This is a genomic window from Methylomonas sp. LWB (assembly GCF_001856095.1).
GTDB lineage: Bacteria > Pseudomonadota > Gammaproteobacteria > Methylococcales > Methylomonadaceae > Methylomonas > Methylomonas koyamae_A.
This window is the reverse complement of record NZ_MKMC01000045.1, coordinates 64439-88270: the sequence shown is the minus strand read 5'-3', so window position 1 is coordinate 88270 and position 23832 is coordinate 64439. Positions and strand designations below refer to the sequence as shown.

At 54.7% G+C, this 23832-nt stretch carries 21 protein-coding genes and 1 tRNA gene; 13 read left to right on the top strand and 9 right to left on the bottom strand.

Features of this window, described 5'->3' with window-relative positions:
• Nucleotides 1-9: 9 nt before the first annotated feature.
• Complete coding sequence (locus BJL95_RS16710) at nt 10-2613, top strand: ATP-binding protein (protein WP_083386117.1); 2604 nt, start codon at nt 10-12, stop codon at nt 2611-2613.
• Between the two features lie 78 nt (nt 2614-2691).
• Here the strand turns inward: BJL95_RS16710 and BJL95_RS16705 are convergent, their stop codons facing one another.
• A complete protein-coding gene (locus BJL95_RS16705) occupies nt 2692-3501 on the bottom strand; it encodes a response regulator (RefSeq protein ID WP_064031760.1) in 810 nt (269 codons plus the stop codon).
• Nucleotides 3502-3641: 140 nt separating this feature from the next.
• On the opposite strand from BJL95_RS16705, the gene BJL95_RS16700 reads away from it, so the two are divergent.
• Nucleotides 3642-4205 (top strand): DUF447 domain-containing protein, encoded by a 564-nt coding sequence (locus BJL95_RS16700; RefSeq protein WP_071159537.1) that lies wholly within the window; start codon nt 3642-3644, stop codon nt 4203-4205.
• The gene (locus BJL95_RS16695; protein ID WP_071159535.1) at nt 4202-4912 is read left to right on the top strand and encodes a (5-formylfuran-3-yl)methyl phosphate synthase; all 711 of its coding nucleotides are present in this window, start codon (nt 4202-4204) and stop codon (nt 4910-4912) included. The genes BJL95_RS16700 and BJL95_RS16695 overlap by 4 nt, the downstream gene beginning before the upstream one ends.
• A gap of 92 nt (nt 4913-5004) precedes the next feature.
• Here the strand turns inward: BJL95_RS16695 and BJL95_RS16690 are convergent, their stop codons facing one another.
• Complete coding sequence (locus tag BJL95_RS16690) at nt 5005-6312, bottom strand: DUF3422 family protein (RefSeq protein ID WP_071159533.1); 1308 nt, start codon at nt 6310-6312, stop codon at nt 5005-5007.
• A gap of 432 nt (nt 6313-6744) precedes the next feature.
• On the opposite strand from BJL95_RS16690, the gene BJL95_RS25250 reads away from it, so the two are divergent.
• Nucleotides 6745-6918 (top strand): hypothetical protein, encoded by a 174-nt coding sequence (locus tag BJL95_RS25250; protein WP_157198016.1) that lies wholly within the window; start codon nt 6745-6747, stop codon nt 6916-6918.
• Nucleotides 6919-7039: 121 nt separating this feature from the next.
• Here the strand turns inward: BJL95_RS25250 and BJL95_RS25960 are convergent, their stop codons facing one another.
• A complete protein-coding gene (locus BJL95_RS25960) occupies nt 7040-7174 on the bottom strand; it encodes a hypothetical protein (protein WP_281023020.1) in 135 nt (44 codons plus the stop codon).
• A gap of 585 nt (nt 7175-7759) precedes the next feature.
• On the opposite strand from BJL95_RS25960, the gene BJL95_RS16680 reads away from it, so the two are divergent.
• The 8 genes from BJL95_RS16680 (at nt 7760) to pnp (ending at nt 16497) form a co-directional block, all read left to right on the top strand.
• Nucleotides 7760-7835: transfer RNA gene (locus BJL95_RS16680), tRNA-Phe, on the top strand.
• Between the two features lie 143 nt (nt 7836-7978).
• Complete coding sequence (rimP, locus tag BJL95_RS16675; RefSeq protein WP_064031755.1) at nt 7979-8464, top strand: ribosome maturation factor RimP; 486 nt, start codon at nt 7979-7981, stop codon at nt 8462-8464.
• A complete protein-coding gene (gene nusA, locus BJL95_RS16670; protein ID WP_064031754.1) occupies nt 8454-9965 on the top strand; it encodes a transcription termination factor NusA in 1512 nt (503 codons plus the stop codon). Before rimP ends, nusA begins: the two co-directional genes overlap by 11 nt.
• 14 nt (nt 9966-9979) lie before the next feature.
• Nucleotides 9980-12649 carry a translation initiation factor IF-2 gene (gene infB / locus BJL95_RS16665; protein ID WP_071159529.1) on the top strand — a complete coding sequence of 890 codons (2670 nt, stop codon included), beginning with the start codon at nt 9980-9982 and terminating at the stop codon, nt 12647-12649.
• Complete coding sequence (rbfA, locus tag BJL95_RS16660) at nt 12650-13048, top strand: 30S ribosome-binding factor RbfA (RefSeq protein ID WP_064031752.1); 399 nt, start codon at nt 12650-12652, stop codon at nt 13046-13048.
• Nucleotides 13048-13959 (top strand): tRNA pseudouridine(55) synthase TruB, encoded by a 912-nt coding sequence (gene truB / locus BJL95_RS16655; protein WP_071159527.1) that lies wholly within the window; start codon nt 13048-13050, stop codon nt 13957-13959. The genes rbfA and truB overlap by 1 nt, the downstream gene beginning before the upstream one ends.
• A 105-nt stretch (nt 13960-14064) precedes the next feature.
• Nucleotides 14065-14334, top strand: coding sequence for a 30S ribosomal protein S15 (gene rpsO, locus BJL95_RS16650; RefSeq protein ID WP_064031750.1), 270 nt, complete (start codon nt 14065-14067; stop codon nt 14332-14334).
• A gap of 81 nt (nt 14335-14415) precedes the next feature.
• Nucleotides 14416-16497, top strand: a complete 2082-nt coding sequence (pnp, locus tag BJL95_RS16645; protein ID WP_254786843.1) for a polyribonucleotide nucleotidyltransferase — start codon at nt 14416-14418, stop codon at nt 16495-16497.
• A gap of 503 nt (nt 16498-17000) precedes the next feature.
• On the opposite strand, the gene BJL95_RS16640 is transcribed toward pnp, so the two are convergent.
• From BJL95_RS16640 to BJL95_RS16630, 3 genes are read right to left on the bottom strand one after another with little or no spacing between them, the layout of a single operon-like run.
• Nucleotides 17001-18047, bottom strand: a complete 1047-nt coding sequence (locus BJL95_RS16640) for an MBL fold metallo-hydrolase (protein WP_302848353.1) — start codon at nt 18045-18047, stop codon at nt 17001-17003.
• Nucleotides 18048-18099: 52 nt separating this feature from the next.
• Nucleotides 18100-18603 (bottom strand): hypothetical protein, encoded by a 504-nt coding sequence (locus BJL95_RS16635; RefSeq protein WP_071159521.1) that lies wholly within the window; start codon nt 18601-18603, stop codon nt 18100-18102.
• Entirely contained in the window at nt 18600-19295 is a 696-nt protein-coding gene (locus BJL95_RS16630; RefSeq protein ID WP_139306294.1) for a hypothetical protein, read from the bottom strand. The genes BJL95_RS16635 and BJL95_RS16630 overlap by 4 nt, the downstream gene beginning before the upstream one ends.
• A 563-nt stretch (nt 19296-19858) precedes the next feature.
• Between BJL95_RS16630 and BJL95_RS24790 the strand changes: the two genes are divergently transcribed.
• Nucleotides 19859-20122, top strand: a complete 264-nt coding sequence (locus BJL95_RS24790; protein WP_139306293.1) for a hypothetical protein — start codon at nt 19859-19861, stop codon at nt 20120-20122.
• A gap of 470 nt (nt 20123-20592) precedes the next feature.
• Here the strand turns inward: BJL95_RS24790 and BJL95_RS16620 are convergent, their stop codons facing one another.
• From BJL95_RS16620 to modB, 3 genes are all read right to left on the bottom strand, one after another.
• Entirely contained in the window at nt 20593-21942 is a 1350-nt protein-coding gene (locus BJL95_RS16620) for an autotransporter outer membrane beta-barrel domain-containing protein (RefSeq protein WP_071159514.1), read from the bottom strand.
• A gap of 131 nt (nt 21943-22073) precedes the next feature.
• The gene (gene modC, locus BJL95_RS16615; protein WP_071159512.1) at nt 22074-23147 is read right to left on the bottom strand and encodes a molybdenum ABC transporter ATP-binding protein; all 1074 of its coding nucleotides are present in this window, start codon (nt 23145-23147) and stop codon (nt 22074-22076) included.
• Nucleotides 23144-23830 (bottom strand): molybdate ABC transporter permease subunit, encoded by a 687-nt coding sequence (modB, locus tag BJL95_RS16610; protein ID WP_071159510.1) that lies wholly within the window; start codon nt 23828-23830, stop codon nt 23144-23146. The genes modC and modB overlap by 4 nt, the downstream gene beginning before the upstream one ends.
• Nucleotides 23831-23832 lie beyond the last annotated feature (2 nt).

Sequence of the window (23832 nt, the reverse complement as noted above, 5' to 3'; positions counted from 1 at the left end):
CAAATTTCGATGAAAGGGCTACGCGAGTTGCTGTCCGGCGCGTACAGCTTTTGGGGGCGTTCTATCCGTCGCCAGATGGTTTGGTCGTTTTCGCTAGCGGCTTTGGCGACAGTCGCCGGTGCCGGAATATTACTGTTATCGGCGCAACGCGAATTTTTATATGAGCAAGGTCAGCGAAGCGCGTTCGAGTTGGCCAGGACGCTGGCCTTCGGTAGCGCTTCGTGGGTGTTGGCCAACGACCTGGCCGGCTTGCAAGAAGTCTTGAAAGGGGCGGCGGAAACCACCGATTTGAGTTTTGCCGTCGTCATTTCGCCGCGCGGAGAAGTCTTGGCCTCCACTCGGCCTGAGTATATCGGCCGATATTTCACCGATCCGATCAGTCTGAGTTTGTTAGGCCGGTCCGCGGAGCCGCAAGTCCTCTTGAATCGGGATGACTTGATCGATGTCGCGGTCCCGATCAAGGCCAACAACGCACCGATCGGTTGGCTGAGAGTCGAATTGAGCCGGGTCGGTAAAATCCGTGAACTGCGCTCGTTGGCCTTTGCCGGCTTGGGGATTGCCGGATTGTTGTTGCTGAGCATCGTCGTGATTGCAACCGCGCTGTCGAGGGGATTGACCCGCGGCCTGAATCACTTGATGACCGTCGCGATCGATGCCGAACATGGTCGGACCTTTCGGCGCGAGGCGCTGACCCGTCGAGACGAGGTTGGCGTTTTGGCACGCCATCTCTATCGAATGCTGGATGCGATCGAGTCCGAAAAAGCCGCCAAATTCGCCAGCGAGGCGCGTTTTCGCCGATTGGTGCAAGTCATGCCGATACCATTGGGTTCGGCCGACAAGGACGGTGTGATCCGGGAGTTCAACGATTGCTTCGCGGAATTGTTCGGATACTCGCGCGCCGACATTCCGACGCTGGATGATTGGTTCCAAAAGGCCTACCCGGATCCGGACTACCGAATCTGGGCTATCGCTACTTGGGATGCGGCCGTTCAAGAAGCCATCGAGAGCGGCGAGAGTATTCGTCCGCGCGAATACCGGGTGACTTGCAAAAACGGTGACGTGCGGGTCATGGATATTGCCGGCGTGGTATTGGGCGATGACGTGTTGGCGATCTTCATCGACATGACCGAGCGGATGCGGAATGCCGAGCAACTCCGGCGTTATAAAGACCATCTCGAGGACGAAGTGCAGCAGCGCACCGCGGATTTGGTGTTGGCCCGCAATGCCGCCGAAACCGCCAACAAGGCCAAGAGCACTTTTCTGGCAAATATGAGCCACGAGTTGCGCACGCCGCTGAACGCCATTATGGGCTTTTCCAATGTGATGCGCGGCGATCCGCAATTGCGCGACGATCAGCGTATGAACTTGGACATTATTAACCGCAGCGGCGAACATTTGCTAAATCTAATCAACGACGTACTGGAAATGGCTAAGATCGAGGCCGGTCGGTTTCAATTGGAAAACGTCGCTTTCGATTTGGGTGGTTTGATTCGCGATATCACTGAGATGCTGGACATTCGCGCCAAGGAAAAGGGCTTGCGCTTGTTGGTCGATCAGTCGTCGCGGTTTCCGCGTTACGTGGTTGGCGATCAGGCGCATTTGCGCCAAGTGTTGATTAACTTGGTCGGGAATGCGGTTAAATTCACCGAGCAAGGCGGGGTGATCTTGCGCTTGGGTGTGCGGGAGAACAGTACCTCGCACCTACTGATCGAAATCGAAGACACCGGTCCCGGTATCGAGCCGCGCGACCAGCAACGGGTGTTCGAGCCGTTCGAACAATTGGGCGAGCAGGGCGCCAACAAGGGCACGGGATTGGGCTTGACGATCACCCGTCAGTTCGTGCGCTTGATGGGCGGCAAATTGGAATTGCGCAGCAGCCCTGGGGTGGGTTCTATTTTCGTAGTCGATCTGCCGCTGATCGAGGCGGACGAAGCCGACGTAGTCAGTTCGCCGCGCCGAGAGCCGGCCAACGTGGTCGGCTTGGCACCCGGACAGCCGAATTATCGTATCTTGATCGTCGAGGACCAGATCGAAAATCAATTGTTGTTGAGCAAGCTCATGGAGTCGGTCGGTTTGCCGGTCAGGGTCGCCGAGAACGGCGAGCGCGGGGTAGCGCTATTTCGCGAATGGCGGCCGGATTTGATCTGGATGGACCGGCGTATGCCGGTCATGGACGGTCAGGAAGCGACCCGAATCATTCGCGGCCTGCCGGGCGGCGAGCTTGTCAAAATAGTGGCAGTCACCGCGTCGGTATTCGTCGAACAGCGCGAGGAGTTATTGCGATCGGGAATGGACGACTTTGTCCGCAAGCCCTACCGGTTCAGCGAAATTTACGATTGTTTGTCTCGGCAATTAGGCATCCGGTTTATTTACGAGGGTTCGTTCCGGCCGGAACAGCAAACCGCCGTTTTGACGCCCGGCAGTTTACTGGTGTTGCCGGCGCCGCTACGCGAAGAGTTGGCACAAGCCTTGGAGAGTCTGGAGGCGGAACGGATCGCCGATGTGATCGGCCGCATCACCGCGAGCGATCCGGGTTTGGGTAAAACCTTGACTCAATTCGCAGAGGATTTCGACTATCCAGCCATTTTGAAAGCCTTGCAGGCCTTGAATTAAACGGCGGCCGCTGTTCGCGGGAATTTGGCCGGCGGCGGGCTGGGTTGATCCAAGTTTGAGAATCCGAGCCGCCAACGCTCAATCCGGCTCCAGTACCCGGTAGAGCATTTCCTTGACCGTGTGCGGATCGAAGGGTTTGTCGCAAATCGCCGACACGCCGGCCTTGTGGACGTTGCTGAGGCGGGTTTGGTTATCTTCGCTGGTGACCATCAGAATCGGCACGATGGAATTGCCCAGGACCTGACGGATGTGTTTGATCAACTGCTGACCATCCATGATCGGCATGTTGTAGTCGGTGACGATCAATTCGAAACCATCCTGATTTTGCTCGAACAGTTCGACGCCTTCCTTGCCGTCTCGGGCTTCGGTGATTTTTACGATGCCCATGTTGTTCAATACCCGGCAAATATGCTTACGGGCCAAATTGCTGTCGTCGACGACCAAGACCCGGACATTCTCGATGTCGTAATGCTCCAGGCTAATTTCCTGCGGATCGATGAATTCTATCGTCGCCCGTAGCGCATTTTTTAAGTCCTCGTGGGCGAAAGGTTTGGGCAGAATCGCGACCACGCCGGCTTGGCGGATAGCGTCCAGGACCGAGAAACTCGATTCGCTGGAGATCAGCATAAACGGAATGGTGTGTAGTTTAGGATCGTGACGGAGTTGTTCGACCAGTTCGACCGCCGTCATATCGGGTAAATACAGACTGCTGATGATTAAATCCGGCGGACTGCCGGTTTGCAGCAGTTTCAACGCGTCGGCGGCGCTTCCGACGCCTTCGATGGTGCTGACGCCCTCGCCGCGTAAATGCTGGACGATGACTTTCAGTTGAGTCGTGGAGGGCTCAATGAGTAGAATCGATAAGTCGGCTATGTTGATCGCATGCATGATGTCATTGCTTGAATAGTGACGCGAGGCGACGGCGATAAATAAATTACCCCCAAGAGTGGGCGTCGCGATTAGAATTGCGCGCTCGCCGGCCGATGGACTGGTGATTATTTCCCGATTCAGAATAGACCTTATTCCCTATGATTCAAGAAACCGTGGTGACGACGGTCAACCGCCAGGGTCGTCCGCATATCGCGCCGATGGGTATTCACGTCGCGGAAGGCGGCTTGGCGATTCTGCCGTTCAAGCCGTCGACGACACTGGACAACATCCTGGAAACCGGGGTGGCCGTCGTCAATTATTGCGACGACGTACGGATTTTCGCCGGCTGCGTTACCGGTCGCCGCGATTGGCCGCTAACACCGGCCGAGCAAGTCGCGGGCATGTATTTGACCGACGCGCTGGCGCATAGCGAAGTGCGCTTGAGCCGTCTGGAAGAGGATGAACATCGCCCAAAGCTGTTTTGCGAGGCGATATACACCGCCAATCACAAACCGTTTCGCGGCTTTAACCGGGCGCAATATGCGGTGTTGGAAGCGGCGATTTTGATTAGCCGTCTGGGTATGCTTCCGTGGGATAAAATCGACGCGGAGCTCGGTTATTTGCGGATAGGTCTCGATAAGACTGCCGGCCCGGTCGAGCGCGAAGCCTGGGCTTGGTTGATGGCGGCGATAGCCGATTTTCGCGGCAAGGAGGCTTCATGACCGGGATGTTGGCTAGCGTCGATTGCTTGGACGAAGCGTTGCTGATTGAAGCGCTGGATGTCGATATCATCGATTTGAAGCAACCGGCCAGGGGGGCATTGGGTGCATTGGACGTGGCCGACGTGGCGGCGATCGTTGCCGCGCTACGACCGGGCACCGTGGTCAGTGCGACAATCGGCGATTTGCCGATGCAGCCGGATCTGGTCGGCGCGGCGGTGGCCGGGATGGCGGCCACCGGCGTCGATTACGTCAAGATCGGCCTGTTTCCGGGCGGCGACTGGTCGGGTAGCATTGCCGCCGCCGGTCGATTCGCCGATAAGCAATCCCTGATAGCGGTGTTGTTTGCCGACACTCGGCCGGATTTTTCGGTGGTTCCGCTGCTGGCGCGCGCCGGCTTTCGTGGGGTGATGCTGGACACGATGGATAAGAGCGCCGGTTCGCTGACCGATTGGCAGAGCCTCGAGCGACTCGAGCGGTTTTTGAGCTTGGCGCGCGAGCACGCGCTGCTGACGGGCTTGGCCGGATCGTTGCGATTGGCGGACGTGCCCGGTTTATTGCCGTTGGCGGCGGACTATCTGGGCTTCCGCGGCGCCTTATGCCGGCAACACAACCGGGTGGCGGCGTTGGATCCGGCTCGTATTGATGCAATACGCGCGCTATTTTCCGAAGTCGAGGTTGGCGGATGCGTCGATTGCGGTCCGGCTTGAGTGGTCGTTATCGGTGTACCGTGAATCCTAGACGAACGTTTTTGCTGGTGTAATCAACCACCAAGACGCTATTTCGCGGATCGGAGTTGCGTTTACAGGTCGGTCGTATCGGCGATGTTTTTATGGATGAGTTTGGTGCCGATCGCGATGATCACCAGAATAAACGGAATGGCGGCCGCTTCGACCAGCGCCGGGTCGATAGGCCAGCCGGCGGCGTGCAAACCTTCGGCGATTTTGCCGGTCAGGCTGGCGGCGTAGTAGGCGATCGCGACGATGGAAATGCTTTCGACCGTTTGTTGTAAGCGCAATTGCATTTTGGCGCGTAGGGCCATCGACGACAGCAATCCTTGATTTTGCCGCTCGATGATAATGTCGACCTTGGTGCGCAACAATTGGCTGGCGTTGCTGACGCGCTCCGAGACCAGGTTGAAGCGGTGCGAGAGCGAGTTGCAGGTTGTCATCGCCGGATCGAGTCGGCGCTTTAAAAATTCTCCCAAGGTTTGAATGCCTTGAATTCGTACTTCGCGCAGGTCGGTCAGGCGTTGGCCGACTAGCTGGTGATAAGCGCTGGCGGCGGCGAAGCGGAACTGGTGGCTGGAAATTTGGTTTTCGACCTCCGCCGCCAATTCGGTCAGTTCGTCCAACAGTTTCGCGTCGTCGGCGTCCGGCTGGGTCATTGAGTTGGTGATCGCGTAGAGCTGGCGATCGGCCTTTTTAAGTTCCGGGTATTGCTTGCGGGCTATCGGGAAAGCCAACAAGGCGAGGACCCGATACACTTCAATATCGAACAAGCGGTGCAGTAAGCGACCGGCCTGCGCGGTCTTCAATTCGTGGTTGACCACCAAAAAGCGGCTGAAGCCGTCGACGTGAATTCTAAAGTCGGTAAATACCGACGCGGCACCGCCTGTCACTTTCGATCCGGCGACGGCATTGCCGACGAAGTAAGCTGTCAGTGGCGATAAGTCCGTTTCGTCTTGATACCGAATTTCTTCCGCCGAGACCACGGCGGCGTGCGCGGCGACGATGGTTTGGCCGCCGATTCGGGCTAGCCAGTCCACCGGCACTTTGCTCAAGGCCGGGTCCTCGAAGGGTTCATCGGTGGCATCGTAGGCGTAAAACGTATACGTGCTGAATTCGCCGTGCTGCTCCCAACTCATCTGAAAAGCATCGAAGTTGGCGCTGAAATGATCGGCGTCGTTGCCTGGCGGAATGACGCCGAAACGTTCGCACAGCGCTTTTAGGTGCGGGCGTTCCAGGATTTTTTCGTCGTTCGACAAAGTCAGCGCTAGGTAACTGGCCCTCACCGGCAGGCGCGGAATCGACGATGCCCGGGCATGGACTTCGTTGTGCAGCACGAAGCGTTGCGGATGGTTTTGCGGGATTTGAAATAGCTTGGCCACGAGATCTGAAATAAAAGTCGAAGTGTTTAGGCAAGGTTGGTAGCCATTTTACTCGGAATTCGCCGGCTCAATGCGTTCAGCCTAACCGGCTGGCCCTTTGCGGGAACTGAGCTGCGTCAACAAGCAATCTGGCGCTGGCAATTTGCTTGAGCTGAATATTCTCAGTACATGCAAGCGAGCCGTTGTAGTTCGGTGTCGGTTTTGCCGAATGGCAGCCGGGAGAAGCCAGCCAAATTTCACGCGCACATCGATTGATTGCGTGAAGCAAAGCTCGGATGCCGGAACAAGCATGCCCTAATATTAAGCCTATACTGCTTATTGTTATTTTTGCGGAAACAATTAATCAATATCCAGCGGTATTGTGTAATTTTCTATCGGCGATATAGTGGAATCGTATTCACTCATCGACCGAAATACGGTTTAGGAGGCAAAATGACAATTCCGAAAATTGGAAAACCCGGCCCGGCTATCGGACTGTTGGCATCGGCAGGCGTATTAGCGGGTTTACCTTTAGAGTTCGTCGTGTCCGCGTTGTTATTTGCCGCGGTTATTCGCGGTAGCGTCTACATGATCGATCGGGCGATTCAAGGCGACCCGAACACCTAACGAGCGTTATCGGCTCAAATCCAATTGGGTTAGTTCTTGTTTTACAGCGGATTCGGTTGATCCGCTGTAAAACGCCGTAAGTTTGCGTTCCGAGTTTTACCTTTGGAACGATTTCGAAAAGTCAATCGGCCAATTCCAATGCTGGCGCGTCGTTTTGAATACCTCCGCAATCAATATCAGTTGAGCGCTTAATTGCGGCATCGCCGGGACTTTCCAGGTCGTACTGATCAATTTGGCTAGCAAATTGCGCAGCCACCGTTAGTCCGAGCACGCGTGGCAAATAATGAAGCGGTAAGACTCTCCGTCATGAAATACTGCAAAATCCTCCAGACACAGCTCAAGCGAGTCTTTTTCGCCATATGGGCGCTTCTTAAGGCGGATTGTTCCGCCAACTAAATCGAGCTTGAATTCGGCTAATCCGACGATACCTTTTAGCATCTAGTTGGCGGCCATGCCGGCAACAGATTGGGAGGCGTTGGCCGTTCGTATTAAAAGGGATTTTAGGCCTGTACTCGGATTTTTAAGGGAGTCAAAAATACCGAATCCTCCTGGTTTTGCTTGCGGGCCCGCGATTCGGCTCAACCTAACCACCGAGCCTATATCCGGGGGCACTCGGCTCGCTACGCCAGGATTAAATTCTTGAAATTTAAGATAGCTTTATCTCTCGCCAATTCGACGCGTCGTCGAGATCCTAGCGATGTGTTTGTATTGCTTATCTAAAAAACGCTAGGCAAGGTCGTCCGATTTGGGTAGAATGGGCGCTTTAAGTTTGGCTGCGGTTAATCAGATTCGAAAGTTCGGCTGGTTCTTACGTATCTCAAATCTTATGGCCGAAAACATTGCCCAGGTAGCTCAGTCGGTAGAGCAGAGGACTGAAAATCCTCGTGTCGACAGTTCGATTCTGTCCCTGGGCACCACGTTCCGGTTGGTGGATCTCGAAAGCCCCTTTTAGGGGTTTTTTGTTTTGTGGGTCTTCGAAATGGCGAAGCCCGCAAGTTCTTGGTTGTTTATGGAAGAGCCTGAGGCTCTTTTTTTTTGGGTTTGAAAAGGTTAGGCGGTCATGAAGCAAGCTCCCGAACATTTGGTCGAGTTGATAGAGCCGATTGTCGAAGGTCTTGGCTACGAGTGCGTGGGCATCGAATACAATCCGCATCCTCAGCACGGCATGCTGCGCATCTACATTGATAGCGAAAACGGGATTTTATTGGACGATTGCAGCAAAGTCAGTCATCAGGTCAGCGGCGCATTGGATGTCGAGGACCCGATACAAGGCAATTATCAATTGGAAGTTTCGTCGCCCGGCGCGGATCGGCCGTTTTTCAAGCTAAATCAATTCGAGCGCTACATCGGCAGCAGCGTTCAGGTCGCATTGTTCAAGCCGATAGACAAACGCCGCCGGATCACCGGGGAAATCAAGGCGGTCGAGGGCGACGCTGTCGTGTTACGGGAAGGCGAACGTTTAATCGCCATTCCGTTTCACACGATGAGTAAGGCGCGCTTGGTACCCGAATATTTACTGAATAAAGGAGGTCGCAATGGCAAATAAAGAAATTTTACTGGTGGCGGATGTTTTCGCTAACGAAAAAGACATAGACAAGGAGTTGATCTTTCAAGCCATTGAATCCGCTCTGGAAGCGGCGACCGTCAAACGTTACGAAAACCCGGTCAAGGCGCGGGTGGAAATCAATCGCCACACCGGCGACTATACGACTTACCGGCGTTGGCAGGTGGTCGAGGCGAACCCGGATATTAACGGCGATGTCGAGCATCCGGGCTGGCAAATCCTGTTGGAAGCCGCTCAGATCGAAGAGCCGAATATACAAATTGGCGACTACGTCGAGGAAGAAGTCGAATCGGTGGAGTTCTGCCGGATCGCCGCGCAGACCGCCAAACAGGTCATTATTCAAAAAGTTCGCGAAGCCGAGCGCCGCAAGATCGTCGAAGCTTACGAAGACCGGGTTGGGGAATTGGTGACCGGCATTGTCAAACGCGTCGAAAAAGGCAGCGTTTACTTGGACTTGGGCGGCCACGTCGAAGCCTATATTGCCCGCGAGGACATGATTCCCAAGGAACCGGTCCGAATGGGCGACCGGGTGCGCGGCTACTTGAAGGCCGTTCGTTCCGAACAGCGCGGTCCGCAATTGTTTGTTAGCCGTACCGCGCCGGAGTTGTTGATTGCGCTATTCCGGCTGGAAGTGCCGGAAGTCAGCGAAGGCTTGATCGACATTTTGGCGGCCGCCCGCGATCCGGGATCGCGGGCCAAAATCGCGGTCCGCGCCAACGACCCGCGGCTGGACCCGGTTGGTGCCTGCGTCGGCATGCGAGGCTCTCGGGTACAGGCTATTTCCAACGAATTGGCCGGCGAACGGGTCGATATCATTCTCTGGAACGCCAACGAGGCTCAATTCGTCATCAACGCCATGGCACCGGCCGAGATTCAATCGATCGTCGTCGACGAGGACAAACACAGCATGGACGTCGCGGTCGCCACCGACAGCCTGTCGCAGGCCATCGGGCGCGGCGGCCAGAATGTGCGCTTGGCCTCCGAGTTGACCGGTTGGGAGCTGAACATTATCGATGCCGCTCAGTTCGGCAAAAGCCACGACGAAGAGGCGGCCAAATCCAAGCAATTGTTTATGGAGCAACTGGATGTGGACGAAGAGATCGCCACGGTTTTGGTCGAAGTCGGTTTGAACAACATCGAAGAGATTGCCTACATCCCGGTCGAGGAAATGCTGGAAATCGACGGTTTCGACGAAGAATTGGTCGAGGCGCTGCGCAGTCGGGCCAAGGACGCCTTGTTGATCAGCGCGATCGCGTCGGAAGAAAAAATCGAAACCGCCGAGCCTAGCGAGGAATTGCTGGCGATGGAGGGCATGGACGAAGAGTTGGCTCGCGAAATGGCGGCCAAGGGCATTGTCACGTTGGACGATCTGGCCGAACAGGCCATCGACGATATCATCGGCTTTGCCGGCATGGACGAAGAACGTGCTGGTAAACTAATCATGAAGGCCCGCGAATCTTGGTTCGCAGAGGACAAGGGCTGAGACGGGAGGACACTATGAGCGATAAAACAGTTAGAGAGTTGGCGGAGGTTGTCGGCATACCTCTGGAGCGTTTCTTGGAACAGCTTAAGGAAGCCGGATTGAGCGCCAGTGATCCCGACGACGTGATAGACGACCAGGAAAAATTCAAGTTGCTGGCTCATTTACGCAAACGCCACGGTAAAGCGGAAACCGATCCGGAGGCCGCCGCGCCTAAGCGCATCACCCTGAAGCGCAGCACCAAAACCGAATTGAAGCAGGCTTCGCCGCCGGGCAGTGCCGTAAAGACCGTCAGCGTGGAGGTCCGTAAGCAAAAAACTTACATTAAGCGCAGCGAAGCGCATGTCAGCGATGACCAAAAAGAGGCCGAACGCGCCAAGCTGGCGTTGGATGAGCAGAAAAAGCGCTTGGCGGAAGAAGAAGAGCGTCGTCGCCAGCAGCAGGCCCTAAAAGCCCAACCGGCCGGCGACGACAGTCAGCCGGTAGAAGTCGCGCCGACTATCGTCGAGGAAGCCGCTCCGGTGGTTGCCGTCTCGCCCGCCATCGAGGTGTCCGCCGAAAAACCGGAAGCCGAAATCGTCGTCGAGCCTGTTCAACAGAAAGCCGAAAGCCCGGTCGTTGAATTGACCGAGGAACAGCGTCTGGAAAAAGAGAAGAAAGAGCGTCTCGAAGCGGCGGTGCAGCGCAACGCCGAAAAGGTCAAGAAAAAGGCCGAAGCCAAGCAGCAACAAACACTGCACAAGAAAAAGGCCGAATTCAAGCCGACCCGCGGCACCGTTCCCGAAGTCGATGTCGATAGCGCGCGTAGCGGCGATCCGCGACGCGGCAAGGGTAAAAAGGCCAAGCCGCAACCCAAGCGCGACAAATCCGATTTCGAGCCGGATATTCAGGCTCGCCATAAGTTCGAAAAACCGGTGGCGCCGACGGTCTACGAAGTGACAATTCCCGAGACTATCATCGTGTCCGATCTGGCGCAAAAGATGAACGTCAAGGCGGCCGAAGTCATCAAGCATTTGATGAAATTGGGCATCATGACCACGATCAACCAAACCATCGATCAGGAAACGGCGGTGATCTTGGTTGAGGAAATGGGGCATAAGCCGATCATGCAAAGCGAGGACGATTTCGAGAAAGAAATGCTCGCGGAAGTGATGGCCGAGTCCGACGAAGTCAAAGTGGTCGGCAGGGCGCCCATCGTTACCATCATGGGCCACGTAGACCACGGTAAAACGTCGTTGCTCGATTACATTCGGAAAACCCGCGTCGCCGCCGGCGAAGCGGGCGGTATCACTCAGCATATCGGTGCTTATCAGGTTAGAACCGATCACGGCGCGGTCACCTTCCTGGATACGCCGGGCCATGCCGCGTTCACCGCGATGCGGGCGCGCGGCGCCGAAGTCACCGACATCGTGATCGTGGTGGTGGCCGCCGACGACGGCGTGATGCCGCAAACCAAGGAAGCGATCGAGCATGCTCGCGCCGCTAACGTGCCTATTATCGTGGCACTGAATAAGATCGATAAAAACGAAGCCAACCCGGATCGGGTCATGCAAGAGTTGGCGACGCTGAACGTGGTGCCGGAAGAGTGGGGCGGCGACGTGCAGTTCCTGAAAGTATCGGCAAAAACCGGGGTCGGTATCGACGATTTGATCGAAGCCTTAATCGTGCAAGCCGAGGTGCTGGAATTAACGGCGCCTAAAGAAGGCGTTGCCTCCGGGGTTTGTATCGAATCGCGGCTGGATAAGGGGCGCGGCGCGGTGGCGACGGTGCTGATCCAGAAAGGTACGCTGAATAAAGGCGACTTCGTGCTGTGCGGTCACGAATACGGCCGGATTCGGGCCATGTTCGACGAAAACGCCCACGCCATCAAAACCGCCGGACCGAGTACGCCGGTTGAGATTCTGGGTCTTTCCGGAACGCCGGATGCCGGCGACGAGTTGCTGGTTGTGCAAAACGAACGGGTGGCCCGCGAATTGGCGGCGCACCGCGAGGAACGCAAGAAATCCAGCCGCCACGCGGCGATGGGTGCTTCCAAGCTGGACGACGTATTCTCACGGATGACCGCCGGCGAAACGTCGACATTGAACGTGGTGATCAAAACCGACGTGCAGGGCAGTTTGGAAGCGTTGCGCGAATCGTTGGTAGGTTTGTCGACCGACGAAGTTCAAGTCAAATGCATCTTCGGCGGCGTTGGCGGCATCAACGAGGGCGATGCCAATTTGGCGCTGGCGTCCAATGCGATTCTGATCGGTTTCAACGTGCGGGCGGATGCGGTGGCGCGTAAGCTGATCGAAGAAAAAGACATCGATCTGCATTACTACAGCATCATTTACGAAGCGATCGACGAAGTGAAACGCGCGATCAGCGGCATGCTGGCGCCGGACATTCAAGAGAAAATCGTCGGCTTGGCCGAAGTGCGCGACGTGTTCCGCTCGCCGAAGTTCGGCGCGGTCGCCGGATGCATGGTCATCGACGGTTTCGTCAAGCGCAATCTGCCAATTCGGGTGTTGCGGAACAACGTGGTGATTTACGAAGGCCAGTTGGAATCCTTGCGCCGCTTCAAGGACGACGTCACTGAAGTCAAGATGGGCATGGAGTGCGGCATCGGCGTGAAAAACTACAACGATGTGCAAAACGGCGATCAGATCGAAGTGTTCGAGCGTATCGAAGTCAGACGGGAAATCTAAATGGCGAGAGAATACGGCCGCAGCCAGCGGGTTGCCTCGGAAATGCAGAAGGAATTGGCGGCTATTTTGCAGCGCGACGTCAAGGACACTCGCCTGGGTTTCGTGACGATCAACGATGTCGAGCTGTCCAAGGATCTGGCGGTGGCCAAAGTGTACATTACGGTGTTGAACGGCGACGACGCGGCCAAGCTCGCCAACGTCAAGGTATTGAATGAAATCTCGCCGTTCATTCGCCACGAGTTGGCGAAGCGGATGCGGCTCAGGCATATATCCGAGCTGCATTTTTATTACGATCATTCCTTCGACACCGGTATGCGCGTCGCGGAATTGCTGCATGATCTGGAAGGGCGGCAAGATCAGAGCGACGCGTCCGACAACGGCAAGTCCGAGGACGAGTAATGGCAAAGCGCAAGTCCGGGCGCGACGTGCATGGCATCGTCTTGCTCGATAAACGTCAAGGCGTGTCGTCGAATAAGGCCTTGCAGGAAGTCCGGCATTTATTTAACGCCAACAAGGCCGGCCACACCGGCGCGCTGGACCCGTTGGCGACCGGATTGTTGCCGCTTTGTTTCGGCGAAGCCACCAAGGTGTCCGGCATGCTGCTGGACGACGACAAACGCTATACGGTATCGATGCGGCTGGGCGTCATGACCGACACCGGCGACAGCGACGGTAACATCGTTGCCGAAATGCCGGTTCCGGTGTTTAGCGAAGCGGTGTTACAAGCCGCCTTACTCCGCTTTACCGGTGCGATAGACCAGGTCCCGCCGATGTATTCGGCGTTGAAACATAACGGTAGGAAGCTTTACGAACTGGCGCGCGAAGGCTTGACGATCGAGCGCAAGGCGCGGCCGGTCTCGATTTATGCGCTGACACTATTGGCGGCTAGCGATCGGGAATTGACATTGGACGTGGTTTGCTCGAAGGGAACTTACATTCGTTCCTTGGTCGAGGATCTGGGGCAAGCGTTAGGCAGCTGCGCGACCGTGATTGCATTGCGCCGAACTGAAGCGGGGTTGTTCCGCTTGGCGCAAGCCCACACGTTTGAGCAATTGCAGGCCATGAGCAGCGAACAGCTTCAAGCGGTTTTGATCGCGCCGGACGAACCGTTGCGCGGCGTGCCGGCGCTAGCCTTGGCCGCTGAGGAGGCTGGTCGGATACGGCAGGGACAACAAATAGAAGTCGGCGGCGGCCGGCCGGGGCCGGTGAGAATCTACGGTCCCGAAACCTTTTTGGGGTTGGGCGAAATTCTATTGAATGGTAAACTAGCGCCTAGAAAACTGTTTCTGATGGATGATCGAAATGCTTGATTATCCTGGAAAACCGCGTACGCTCCTACACCCTATTGTGGAAGCGGCGCATCTTCGCCATCGTCCGATGGCATTCTTTTAATTGATTAATCGATAGGGATTAAAATGGCATTAACCGCAGAACAAAAGAAAGCAGTCGTCGAAGAATACCGTTTGTCGGATTCCGACACCGGTTCCACCGAAGTTCAGGTGGCTTTGTTGACCGCGAACATCAACCAGTTGACACCGCACTTTGCCGCTCACAAAAAAGACAACCATTCGCGTCGCGGTCTGTTGCGCATGGTTAACCAACGCCGCAAATTGCTGGATTATCTGAAAGAAACCGATGTGGCCCGCTACCGCTCCTTGATCGAGCGTCTGGGCATTCGTAAGTAATACCGCCCGGAAGAAACGGCGTGTCGAACGCCGTTTCTTTTTTAGGCACATTTCAGCACAACCTTTAAAAAAAGGAACCTTATAGTGAATCCTATCAGGAAACAATTTCAGTACGGGGATCGTCTCGTCACGCTAGAAACCGGCGAAATCGCCCGCCAAGCCAACGGCGCGGTGATCATTGATGTAGAGGGCACCACCCTGCTGGTGACTGTGGTCGGTAAAAAAGAAAGCAGCGGCGGCGACTTTTTTCCATTGACGGTGGACTACCAAGAGAAAGCCTTTGCCGCGGGTAAAATTCCCGGCGGTTTTTTCAAACGCGAAGGCCGTCCCAGCGAAAACGAAACCCTGATTTCGCGCTTGATCGATCGCCCGATTCGCCCATTGTTTCCCGAAGGCTTTACTAACGAAGTACAAATCATCGCGACGGTATTGTCGTTGAACCCGGAGATAGACACCGAAGCGCCGGCCATTATCGGCGCATCCGCCGCGTTGGCGGTTTCGGGCCTGCCGTTCAACGGCCCGCTGGGCGCCGCGACCATTGGTTATATCGACGGTCAATACGTGTTGAACCCGACCTTGCCGCAATTGAAGGAATCGCGCTTGCGCTTGATGGTCGCCGGCACTCAGAAAGCTGTATTGATGGTCGAATCGGAAGCCGATCTGTTGCCGGAAGACGTGATGCTGGGCGCGGTATTGTTCGGTCATGAGCAAATGCAGGTCGCGATTAATGCGATCAACGAACTGGCCGCCGAAGTCGCTACGCCGGCCATGAACTGGGCGGCGCCCGCCGACAACGAGGCCTTGAAAGCCGCCGTTGCCGCCGAAGCCGAAGCGCAAATCAAAGCCGCCTACCAAATTCCCGAGAAACTGGTCAGACAAGACGCCTTGAGCGCGATCCGTGCGGCCGTCGTCGAAAAATTGACCGCGGACGGTCTGTTTGCCGAAAAAGACATACGCGACGTTATCGAGACCTTGGAATACAACGTCGTTCGCGGAGCGATTCTGAACGACCGCACCCGTATCGACGGCCGCGATTTGACCACGGTCAGACCGATCACGATTCGTACCAGCGTATTGCCGAGAACCCACGGTTCGGCGCTGTTCACCCGCGGCGAAACTCAAGCCTTGGTCGTCGCGACCCTGGGTACCGAGCGCGACGCGCAAATCATCGACGCACTGGCGGGCGAATACAAGGATACCTTCCTGTTCCACTACAACTTTCCGCCGTTCAGCGTTGGCGAGACCGGCCGCACCGGTTCTCCCAAACGCCGCGAAATCGGTCACGGCCGCCTAGCCAAGCGCGGCGTGCAAGCCGTGACGCCCACGATCGGCGAATTCCCCTACGTGATTCGAGTCGTGTCGGAAATCACCGAATCAAACGGCTCCAGCTCAATGGCGTCGGTGTGCGGTAGCAGTTTGGCGCTGATGGACGCGGGCGTCCCATTGAAAGCGCCGGTCGCCGGTATCGCGATGGGTTTGATCAAGGAAGGCGATCAATTCGCCGTGTTGTCGGATATTCTGGGCGACGAAGATCATTTGGGCGACATGGATTTTAAAGTGGCCGGCTCCGAAACCGGTATTACCGCGCTGCAAATGGACATAAAGATCGACGGCATCACCCCGGAAATCATGAAAGCCGCGCTGGATCAAGCCAAGCAAGGCCGCCTGCACATCTTGGGCGAAATGAACAAAGCCTTGTCTACATCGCGCACCCAAATGTCGGACTTCGCGCCACGCATCATCACCTTCAAGATCGATCCGTCCAAAATTCGCGAAGTGATCGGTAAGGGCGGCGTGACGATTCGGGCGATCACCGAGCAAACCGGCGCTAGCGTCGATTTGACCGACGACGGTACCGTGAATATCGCTTCGGTCGATAAAGCCGCCGGTGAAGAAGCCAAACGCATGATCGAGGAAATCACCGCCGAGGTCGAAGTCGGTAAGACTTACGAAGGCAAAGTCGTTCGGTTGATGGATTTCGGCGCATTCGTGACGATATTGCCCGGTAAGGACGGCTTGGTACACATCTCGCAAATTTCGGAAGAACGTGTCGAAAAAGTCAGCGACAAACTGTCGGAAGGCGATGTGGTAAAAGTCAAAGTGCTGGAAATCGACCGCCAAGGCCGGGTGCGTTTGAGCATGAAAGAAGTCGATAACGCTTGATCTCCACGCGTTAAACGATAAGAAAAGGGCCGCGAGGCCCTTTTTTTGTTCTCCGAGACCGGCGTGCGTTCACCTGTATTCGGACACTAAAGCTTACTCGGCGATGGCGGCGTTCAGATTGACCGTTCAGGTTTAGAACTGTCGAACATGCTGGCCGCACCGCTCCTAAGGCGGCGAATGACCGGGGCGCCGCGTAGCCGGTAAACTGAACGCTTCGGGTCCTAGCGTCGTTGGAACGCGTTATTCCGGATTATCCTGCGATGCGCGGCACGCTAGATAGTGTTACTGTGTTAACCGCGATAGCGCTAGTCGGTAGGCCTTGAGTGAGTATTCCCATTAAAACCGCCGCTGAATCCGAGTTGAAAACCGCCAGTGGTTCCGTTCGCGATGTCGCCACCGGTTCCGATTTATACCCGAACAGATTTTGAATGCCTTGGATCGGCCAAATTGCGACATTCAAGTATTTTAGTAAGTGACGGCTACAAGCCAGATAGCTGCCGTCGCTAAAGAACTTCGGTTGTAAATTTAACGGCATGCTCATTTCCGGAAATATTCAAAGCACCATCACTCGTATAGCGTATTTGTATATGGCCCATTTTTTCATTAATAGTTCTTCTATCTTTAGCGATGGATCGGAGCTCCCTTTCCACCATATTTTCTCGTTTAATCCTTTTATTTGCTTGAGGATCTTTGGTAATTAAAAAATGGAAGGATAGGTTTTGTAGCTTATTAATGTTATCGGCTGTTGGTAAACTGCTTCGAGTGTAGGGAGTTGTCATCGATAAAGGCGATTCAATTAAGAGCTCCTGCCAAATCTTATCGTGATACCCGGTTTCACTGCCATGGTGAGAAACCTTAAATAATGAAGCAATCGGTAGACTTAATTCGTTAATGATCTGGTCATTAAAAATAGCAGACCAACCTGTCTGTGGATTGCCGGTTTCTTCCAGGTCAGAGCCCAACAGAACCGAAAAGTTACCGAAAGAAAAATGCAGTGCCACGGCATTGAGATTTTCACTTGTCGGTACAACATTTCTAGTGCGGCGTTTACCTTGTTTCTCTGCCAATTCAGCTAAGGATGCCATAGATTGGGTGACTGCAACGTCGCTAGGCGATAAGGCAACTAGACGTGTTGGTACCGTATTTCTGTAATCGAAAAAGGTATGTCTGTTTTTGACGGGTGCGAAGCGATTTCTATCTTTTGTCTCGCTGAGAAACTCGATAATTTCCCTGAATTCCCTAATTTCTTTATCAGTATCGGCGAAGATATCTTTTTTATATAGTGCTGCTAGTTGTAAGGCTTCTTTTTTTAATAGAGCGATGGAGCAATACAACTTTGCGTTATGACAAGCCTTTAACAAGGTTGATGCCCCTTCGATATGGTCTGAATGCCAATGTGTGATTAAGATGCCAACCACTTGTTCACTTAGGTCCACCCCAATAGACTGTAAGTAATTAAGGGCGATTGGTTGTTTGGTACTCGGGCAAAGGCAACTGTCAATGATAAACCAGCGGCCTTCTCCAACGTGAAGTACTATACATTCACCAATTCCGGGGCCGAAAAGAGATATTTCAGCGCAAGCGATATCCGGTATTGTATTTTCAATCGACGAGAAAAAAATCAGCGTACTCCTCGGCTAATTTTTCAGCATTTTGAATTTCTGCCGCTGTCCATGGTGGTAGACGGCGAAAACGGATAGTTGAAAACCTTTCCCTACTGTATTTTTGCCCTTGTCTATAGCCCATGTACCAATCGAACAATGCACCTGGTTCGATAAGGGGTTGATCTTTAGCGTCAACTTCGTCCCTTGATAAAACAACCAATTCGTTCGGATTTTCAGAATTGGTGAGATCTTCTAGTTGAACGGTTAATTCTTCCTCGTTGGAACTGACTATGACTCCACGCCATCGTTGCCTGATTTCTTCTCTTGGCATCGTGAGGTCAATTACATCAAAAGGGAGTTTTTTGCTACGAGGCCGAATTTCTGGTTCTTTTGTAGAAAAGATATCGGTACCATCTTTACCATACCTGTATTCGGTTGGTTCTGGTTGATAATTATTAGTGGTATCTTTTTCTTTTAATAAGCTTGCTGTAGCTGTACTCATACTGCGTGACTCAGTTGTGATTCCATGATGTTCTCTGTCAGTTGCTTGGCAAAACTTAGTGAATGATCCCAACGATCTTCAAGAACCCTTATCATGGATGTTGCATTTGAATCTTTTAAATCAACATGATTGTTAATGCTGAATTGTAGTACGTAAGGTCCTGCTTGCGGAAACACGTTAATTTTGGGTCGAATGTAGCCTTCTAAGTCATCTGGCCTAGGAAGATTCATTGTTAATTCCCACAATCCAAGCGTTTTTTGTTGCTGTTCATCGAGATCACTTATGAAGGTCGCCGCTTGTTTCCAATATTCTTGAGGCGCTAGTTTCTGCCCAAATTGCTTCCACTTATCTTTATCCCGTATTTTGATAACAGAACTAAAGTTCATACCAATTTGTACAATGGGCGTTTCGCTTAATAACGAAAAGGTATGAATTACCAAATCCTTTATTGATTGATATTCGGTAGCGAGTGGTGAAAGGATTGAAAATTTATTTAATAATACCGTTAGCTTACGTTCGTTGGGCAATTCAACTTGGGCTAAATCAGGCAAACTGATAACTTCGTCTTGGCTGTAATCCCATTCTTCAACAATTTCTTTTCGGATAAACCATTCCGGATGAAATATTTTAGGATTCATGCTCCCAATCAGAACGATGCTTGCTTCTTCTCTGATGATTTCCCAGTCGCTCATATTCGTCCAGATCCCGTAAGCTTTGATGCCCAATCAAGCACAAATTGTAGATGATGAAAAGGCGTAAAAATGCTTTGAAGTATATGGGGACTGTGTACTGCAATCAAGTGATTTGACGCTGGCGAACGGCCGGTATGAAGTTTACCGCGATCATTAGTGCATGAGGACCGAGGTCTGCAACGGGTCGATCTCGCTCATTGCGCCCGCGCCTTTGCTCCGTCGGAGCGCCAACGCTATCCACCAAAACTTCGACGAACCTTACCGGCACCGTAACTTGTCGATCGCGGCGCTTGGCAAGGCGAGCGTTGGTGCGACGGACCAGGAGTTACACTGTTTGCAGAGACGGAAGGTTGCCTCCGGTCTGGCGGGTTCTTGCTCGATCCTTCGCGGTTCGGGCAAATCGAAGCTGTCCTGGGTCTTTATCACTCGACGAGTTGCCAATACAACACCGACAATCCGTTGCGGACACGGACCGATGTTAGATAAACACCCACCATCCTCTGTTGAACATCGAGCGACGTCTGATCAACAGGCAAGCTTCTAATGCAAACACCGAGGGGTGCGTGTTTAACAGCGGCGCTCCGCAACTCGACGCCGGGCATCCGCCGATGAACAGGCGACGATCTCGACTAAACACCGAGCCGCCGCTGATTGACAGGCAGCCGTCTCTGCCGAACAGCGACGCGTGTCCGATCAACAGCGGCGCTTGCGTGTTAAACAAGCGGCGCTGGCTGTTCATATTAAAAGGCTGCGTGTTCAGCGTGAAGGTCTGCCTGTTCGGCAAGCAAGCCTGGATGTTTCTGTGGCGATACCGCGTGTTGAGGTAAGAACGCTGCCGGTATCAACGGCAACCTAGCCTGTCGCGACGACACCGCTGCCGGTCGAACGCGGACACCTGACTGTTCAAACCGCACCGCGGCCGGTTTCGATGGGATCGGTGCGACTGATCGGCGGCACTGTCAATGAAGATCATGCGAGGCCGGATTTATTTTCCCATCCTATTCAGCCCGCAATCCACGGAGCGCAATGACATTTTGAATGACAGCTTCTGCCATTTTCGTCCACCGTAACTTAAACCTTATCTGGCGGGAAGGGGACAATTGCGCCAATTCATCACTTCCAAAAGCTGTCATTCAACGCTGGCGTAATCATTTAGGAATCGATGGCTGGGTTTACATCGGAACTGGTGGCGATTTTCAAGCGGAATGGCTGGCTGATTTTGGTCGAAATACGGACTTGAGTCTTAGCAGCGATCCGATTCGTTCGGATTCGTTTGACTTGCCTCGGACCAGGCCGCTTAAAACTCCCAGCGTAATCCGCCTTCCAGCGCGTGATTGTAGGAGCCGGACATAATCAAGGCCTGATAGCCCAAATTCGCGGCCAAGCCGTTCGGCAGATTGAGTTGCAGGCCGGCGCCCATGTTGCCCCAATCGCGTTCGGCGGCGCTAGAGACGATGCTTGCCGCCAAGCCGGAGCGGGTAAAGGCGCGGGTGACTCGCGGATCGTTGGCGTATTCGCGCACCCACTCGCCGTTGACGCGCGGCGTCAGCACGCCGAATGGCAGGCTCCACGCATAGGTCAATTCGACGCCGAAGGTGCTGGTGACCGAGACTACGTATTGCTCCGGTACCGTCAGCAGGCCGCTGCCTGCACCCAGCAGGCCCTGTTCGCGGTAGCCGCCGATATTCATGTAAATCGTCGAGGCTTGACCGTAGCCGCGCAGGCTCCAGGCGCCGATGTTGTGGGTATAGCCGGTGCCGGCCAAAATGTTGAATTCGTCGGTTTCGAACTGGGCTTTGGCGCCGCCGCCGCAAGTCAGGCATTGCCGGTTTGCCGCGTTATCGTGTTTGGCGTAACCGGCCGCCAGATCGATATACGTGTTTTCGGTGGGCGTTAAGGTTGCGAAGGGCGAGAATCGAAAGATGTTCGCATCGAAACGGCCTTGCCCGCGGTCCAGCTCGGCGGCGGAACTGGTATAGCCGAACAGAATGCCGGTCGCGAAACGCTCGCTGATTTTGAAATCGAGCGCGGCGTTGAAATTGCGGTTGTACAACGCAAAGCCGGCACTGCCGGTGTTGCCGTCCACGTGGCCCCAGGAACCGCCGGCATTGACGAAAAATCCGAACGGCCCGACCATGCTGTACAGGTCGTCGCCGGCACCGCCGCCTTTCGCGGTGGAATGATCGATGCGCAGATGACGGAGCGACTGTAACGAGCTGGAAATCTGGGTGGTGCTGCGGTTGAGTTGCAAACCGATCGTGGTGGCGTCGTTGACGGCGTTTAGGCTCTTCTGCTCTTGAGGCGTGGTGCCGGTCGCGAAATTGCCGGTCGCATAGGCTGTAAGACTGGCACAGTCCTCGATTGAAGTGGCGGTACGGCCTTGGTAGTAACAAGTCAGTAAACCGCCCAGCGTGGCTTCCAGGGTAAAGACATCGTCGGTGACGACGATTTTTGCGGTAGACAAGTCTAGATTGTTGCTGGTTTCGTAGTTCAGTAACTGAGTGTAGGCGGTTTCGATCAGCGAAGCCGACGAAAAGTCGTTAATCGAGTAGCTTTGCAGCGAATCGGAACTAATCAGACTGCCGGTGACCGTCGCGTGGGCGGACATACTCAATCCTAAACCGGCCAGGGCCAATAGTGCTTTCACGGTTCAACTCCATGGTGTTGAGATGGTAAACCCTCGGGATTATAAGGTCTCGCGTGACTTTGTCACGGTTTAGTCGCCTTGAAACCGCGCGGGCTCTGGATGCCCGGTTTGGGCACGTCTCCCCAAGCGACTTAGTTCAGGATGGAAGTGCCCTTGATTTGTGCGTAGACCAGCATGCCGGTTTTTAAGCCCAACACGACGGCGGATTTTTGACTGACGTGCGCCAGTAGCGGCAACGGGCCGACTTGCAAGCCGACCACGCATAGGCCGTCGCACTCGGCGGCAAGCCCTGTGACCGTTGCCGGCAATACGTTGAGGATGCTGGTCGCCGCCGGTTTTTCCAGCGCGATGCTGACATCCCGCGCCTGAATTTGCAGGCGTAGCGGCGTGCCCGCGGCGGCGGGTAAAGCCGCCAAGCTCAGCGAGCCGGCGGCGGTTTCCACGCGGGTTAGATGGTAATCGGATTCATGACTCTGAATTAGACCTTGCCAAACCGTGGCTGCTTCGCGGTCCTGAGCTAGCGGCATGTCCAGTCGGCTCTGGGTTTCGGCGAGCGGGCCAGCGGCTAAAACGCGGCCGTTGGCGATTATTACCAGATGGTCGGCGAGTTGAGCGACTTCCTGTTGCGAATGCGTGACGTAGACCACCGGGATTTTCAGTTCCCGGTGCAGGCGGGACAAATAGGGTAGGATTTCCTGCTTGCGTTTGAAATCCAGCGCCGCCAGCGGCTCGTCCATCAGCAGTACTTTAGGGTTCAGGGCCAATGCCCGCGCTATGGCGACCCGTTGGCGCTCGCCGCCGGACAGCGCGTCCGGCATGCGTGCCAACAAATGGTCTATGCCCAGCAGTTCCAGAATGTGGGTCAGGTCGACGCTGGCTTGGCCGGTGCGTTTCAAACCGAATTGCAGATTACCCTTGACCGACAGGTGCGGAAATAGATTGGCTTCCTGAAATACGTAGCCCAACGAACGTTGATGGGTTGGTAAAAACAGCCCGCGTTCGCTGTCCTGCCAGACTTCGCCGTTGATCTGCAAAAAGCCGCTGCTGGATTTTTGCAAACCGGCGATGCAGCGCAGCAGCGTGGTCTTACCGGAGCCGGAATGTCCAAACAGCACCGAGACGCCGCTGCCGGGCAACACCAAATCTACATTGAGTCGAAATTCGCCGTAGTCGAGGTCGAATTCGGCGCGGATGGGTGCGGTCATTTAAGTTGATGGGCGACGGGGTGGGTTTTCAACGCGCTGTACAACGCCATTAGAACGGTAAAGGAAAACAATAGCAGGCCGCCGGCTAACCAGTGGGCTTGTTCGTACTCCATGGCCTCGACGTGGTTATAAATCTGTACCGATACTACTCGGGTCCGGTCCGGGATATTACCGCCGACCATCAACACCACGCCGAATTCGCCGACGGTATGCGCGAAACCTAAAATCGTCGCGGTCATGAATCCGGGTTTCGCCAAAGGCAGCACGACGCTGAAAAAGGTATCCAAGGGTCCGGCCCGTAGCGTCGCGGCGGCTTCCAAGGGTTGCCGTCCGATCGCGGCAAACGAGGCTTGCAGGGGTTGAACGACGAAGGGCAGCGAATAAAACACCGAGGCCACGACCAAACCAGGGAAGGTGAAAGGCAAGGTACCCAGCCCTAATTCGCCGGTCAGTTTGCCGATGGGGCCTTTGGGCCCCAGCGTCACCAACAAATAGAAGCCCAACACCGACGGCGGCAATACCAGCGGCAAGGCCACCAACGCGTTGCAGAATCCTTTGAAACGGGAATGGGTGCGCGCCAGCCACCACGCCAGCGGGGTACCCAGAATCAGCATGATCAGGGTGGCCAGGCAAGCGACTTTAAACGTCAGCCACAAGGTGGCGATATCGGCGGAGTTGAGCATGC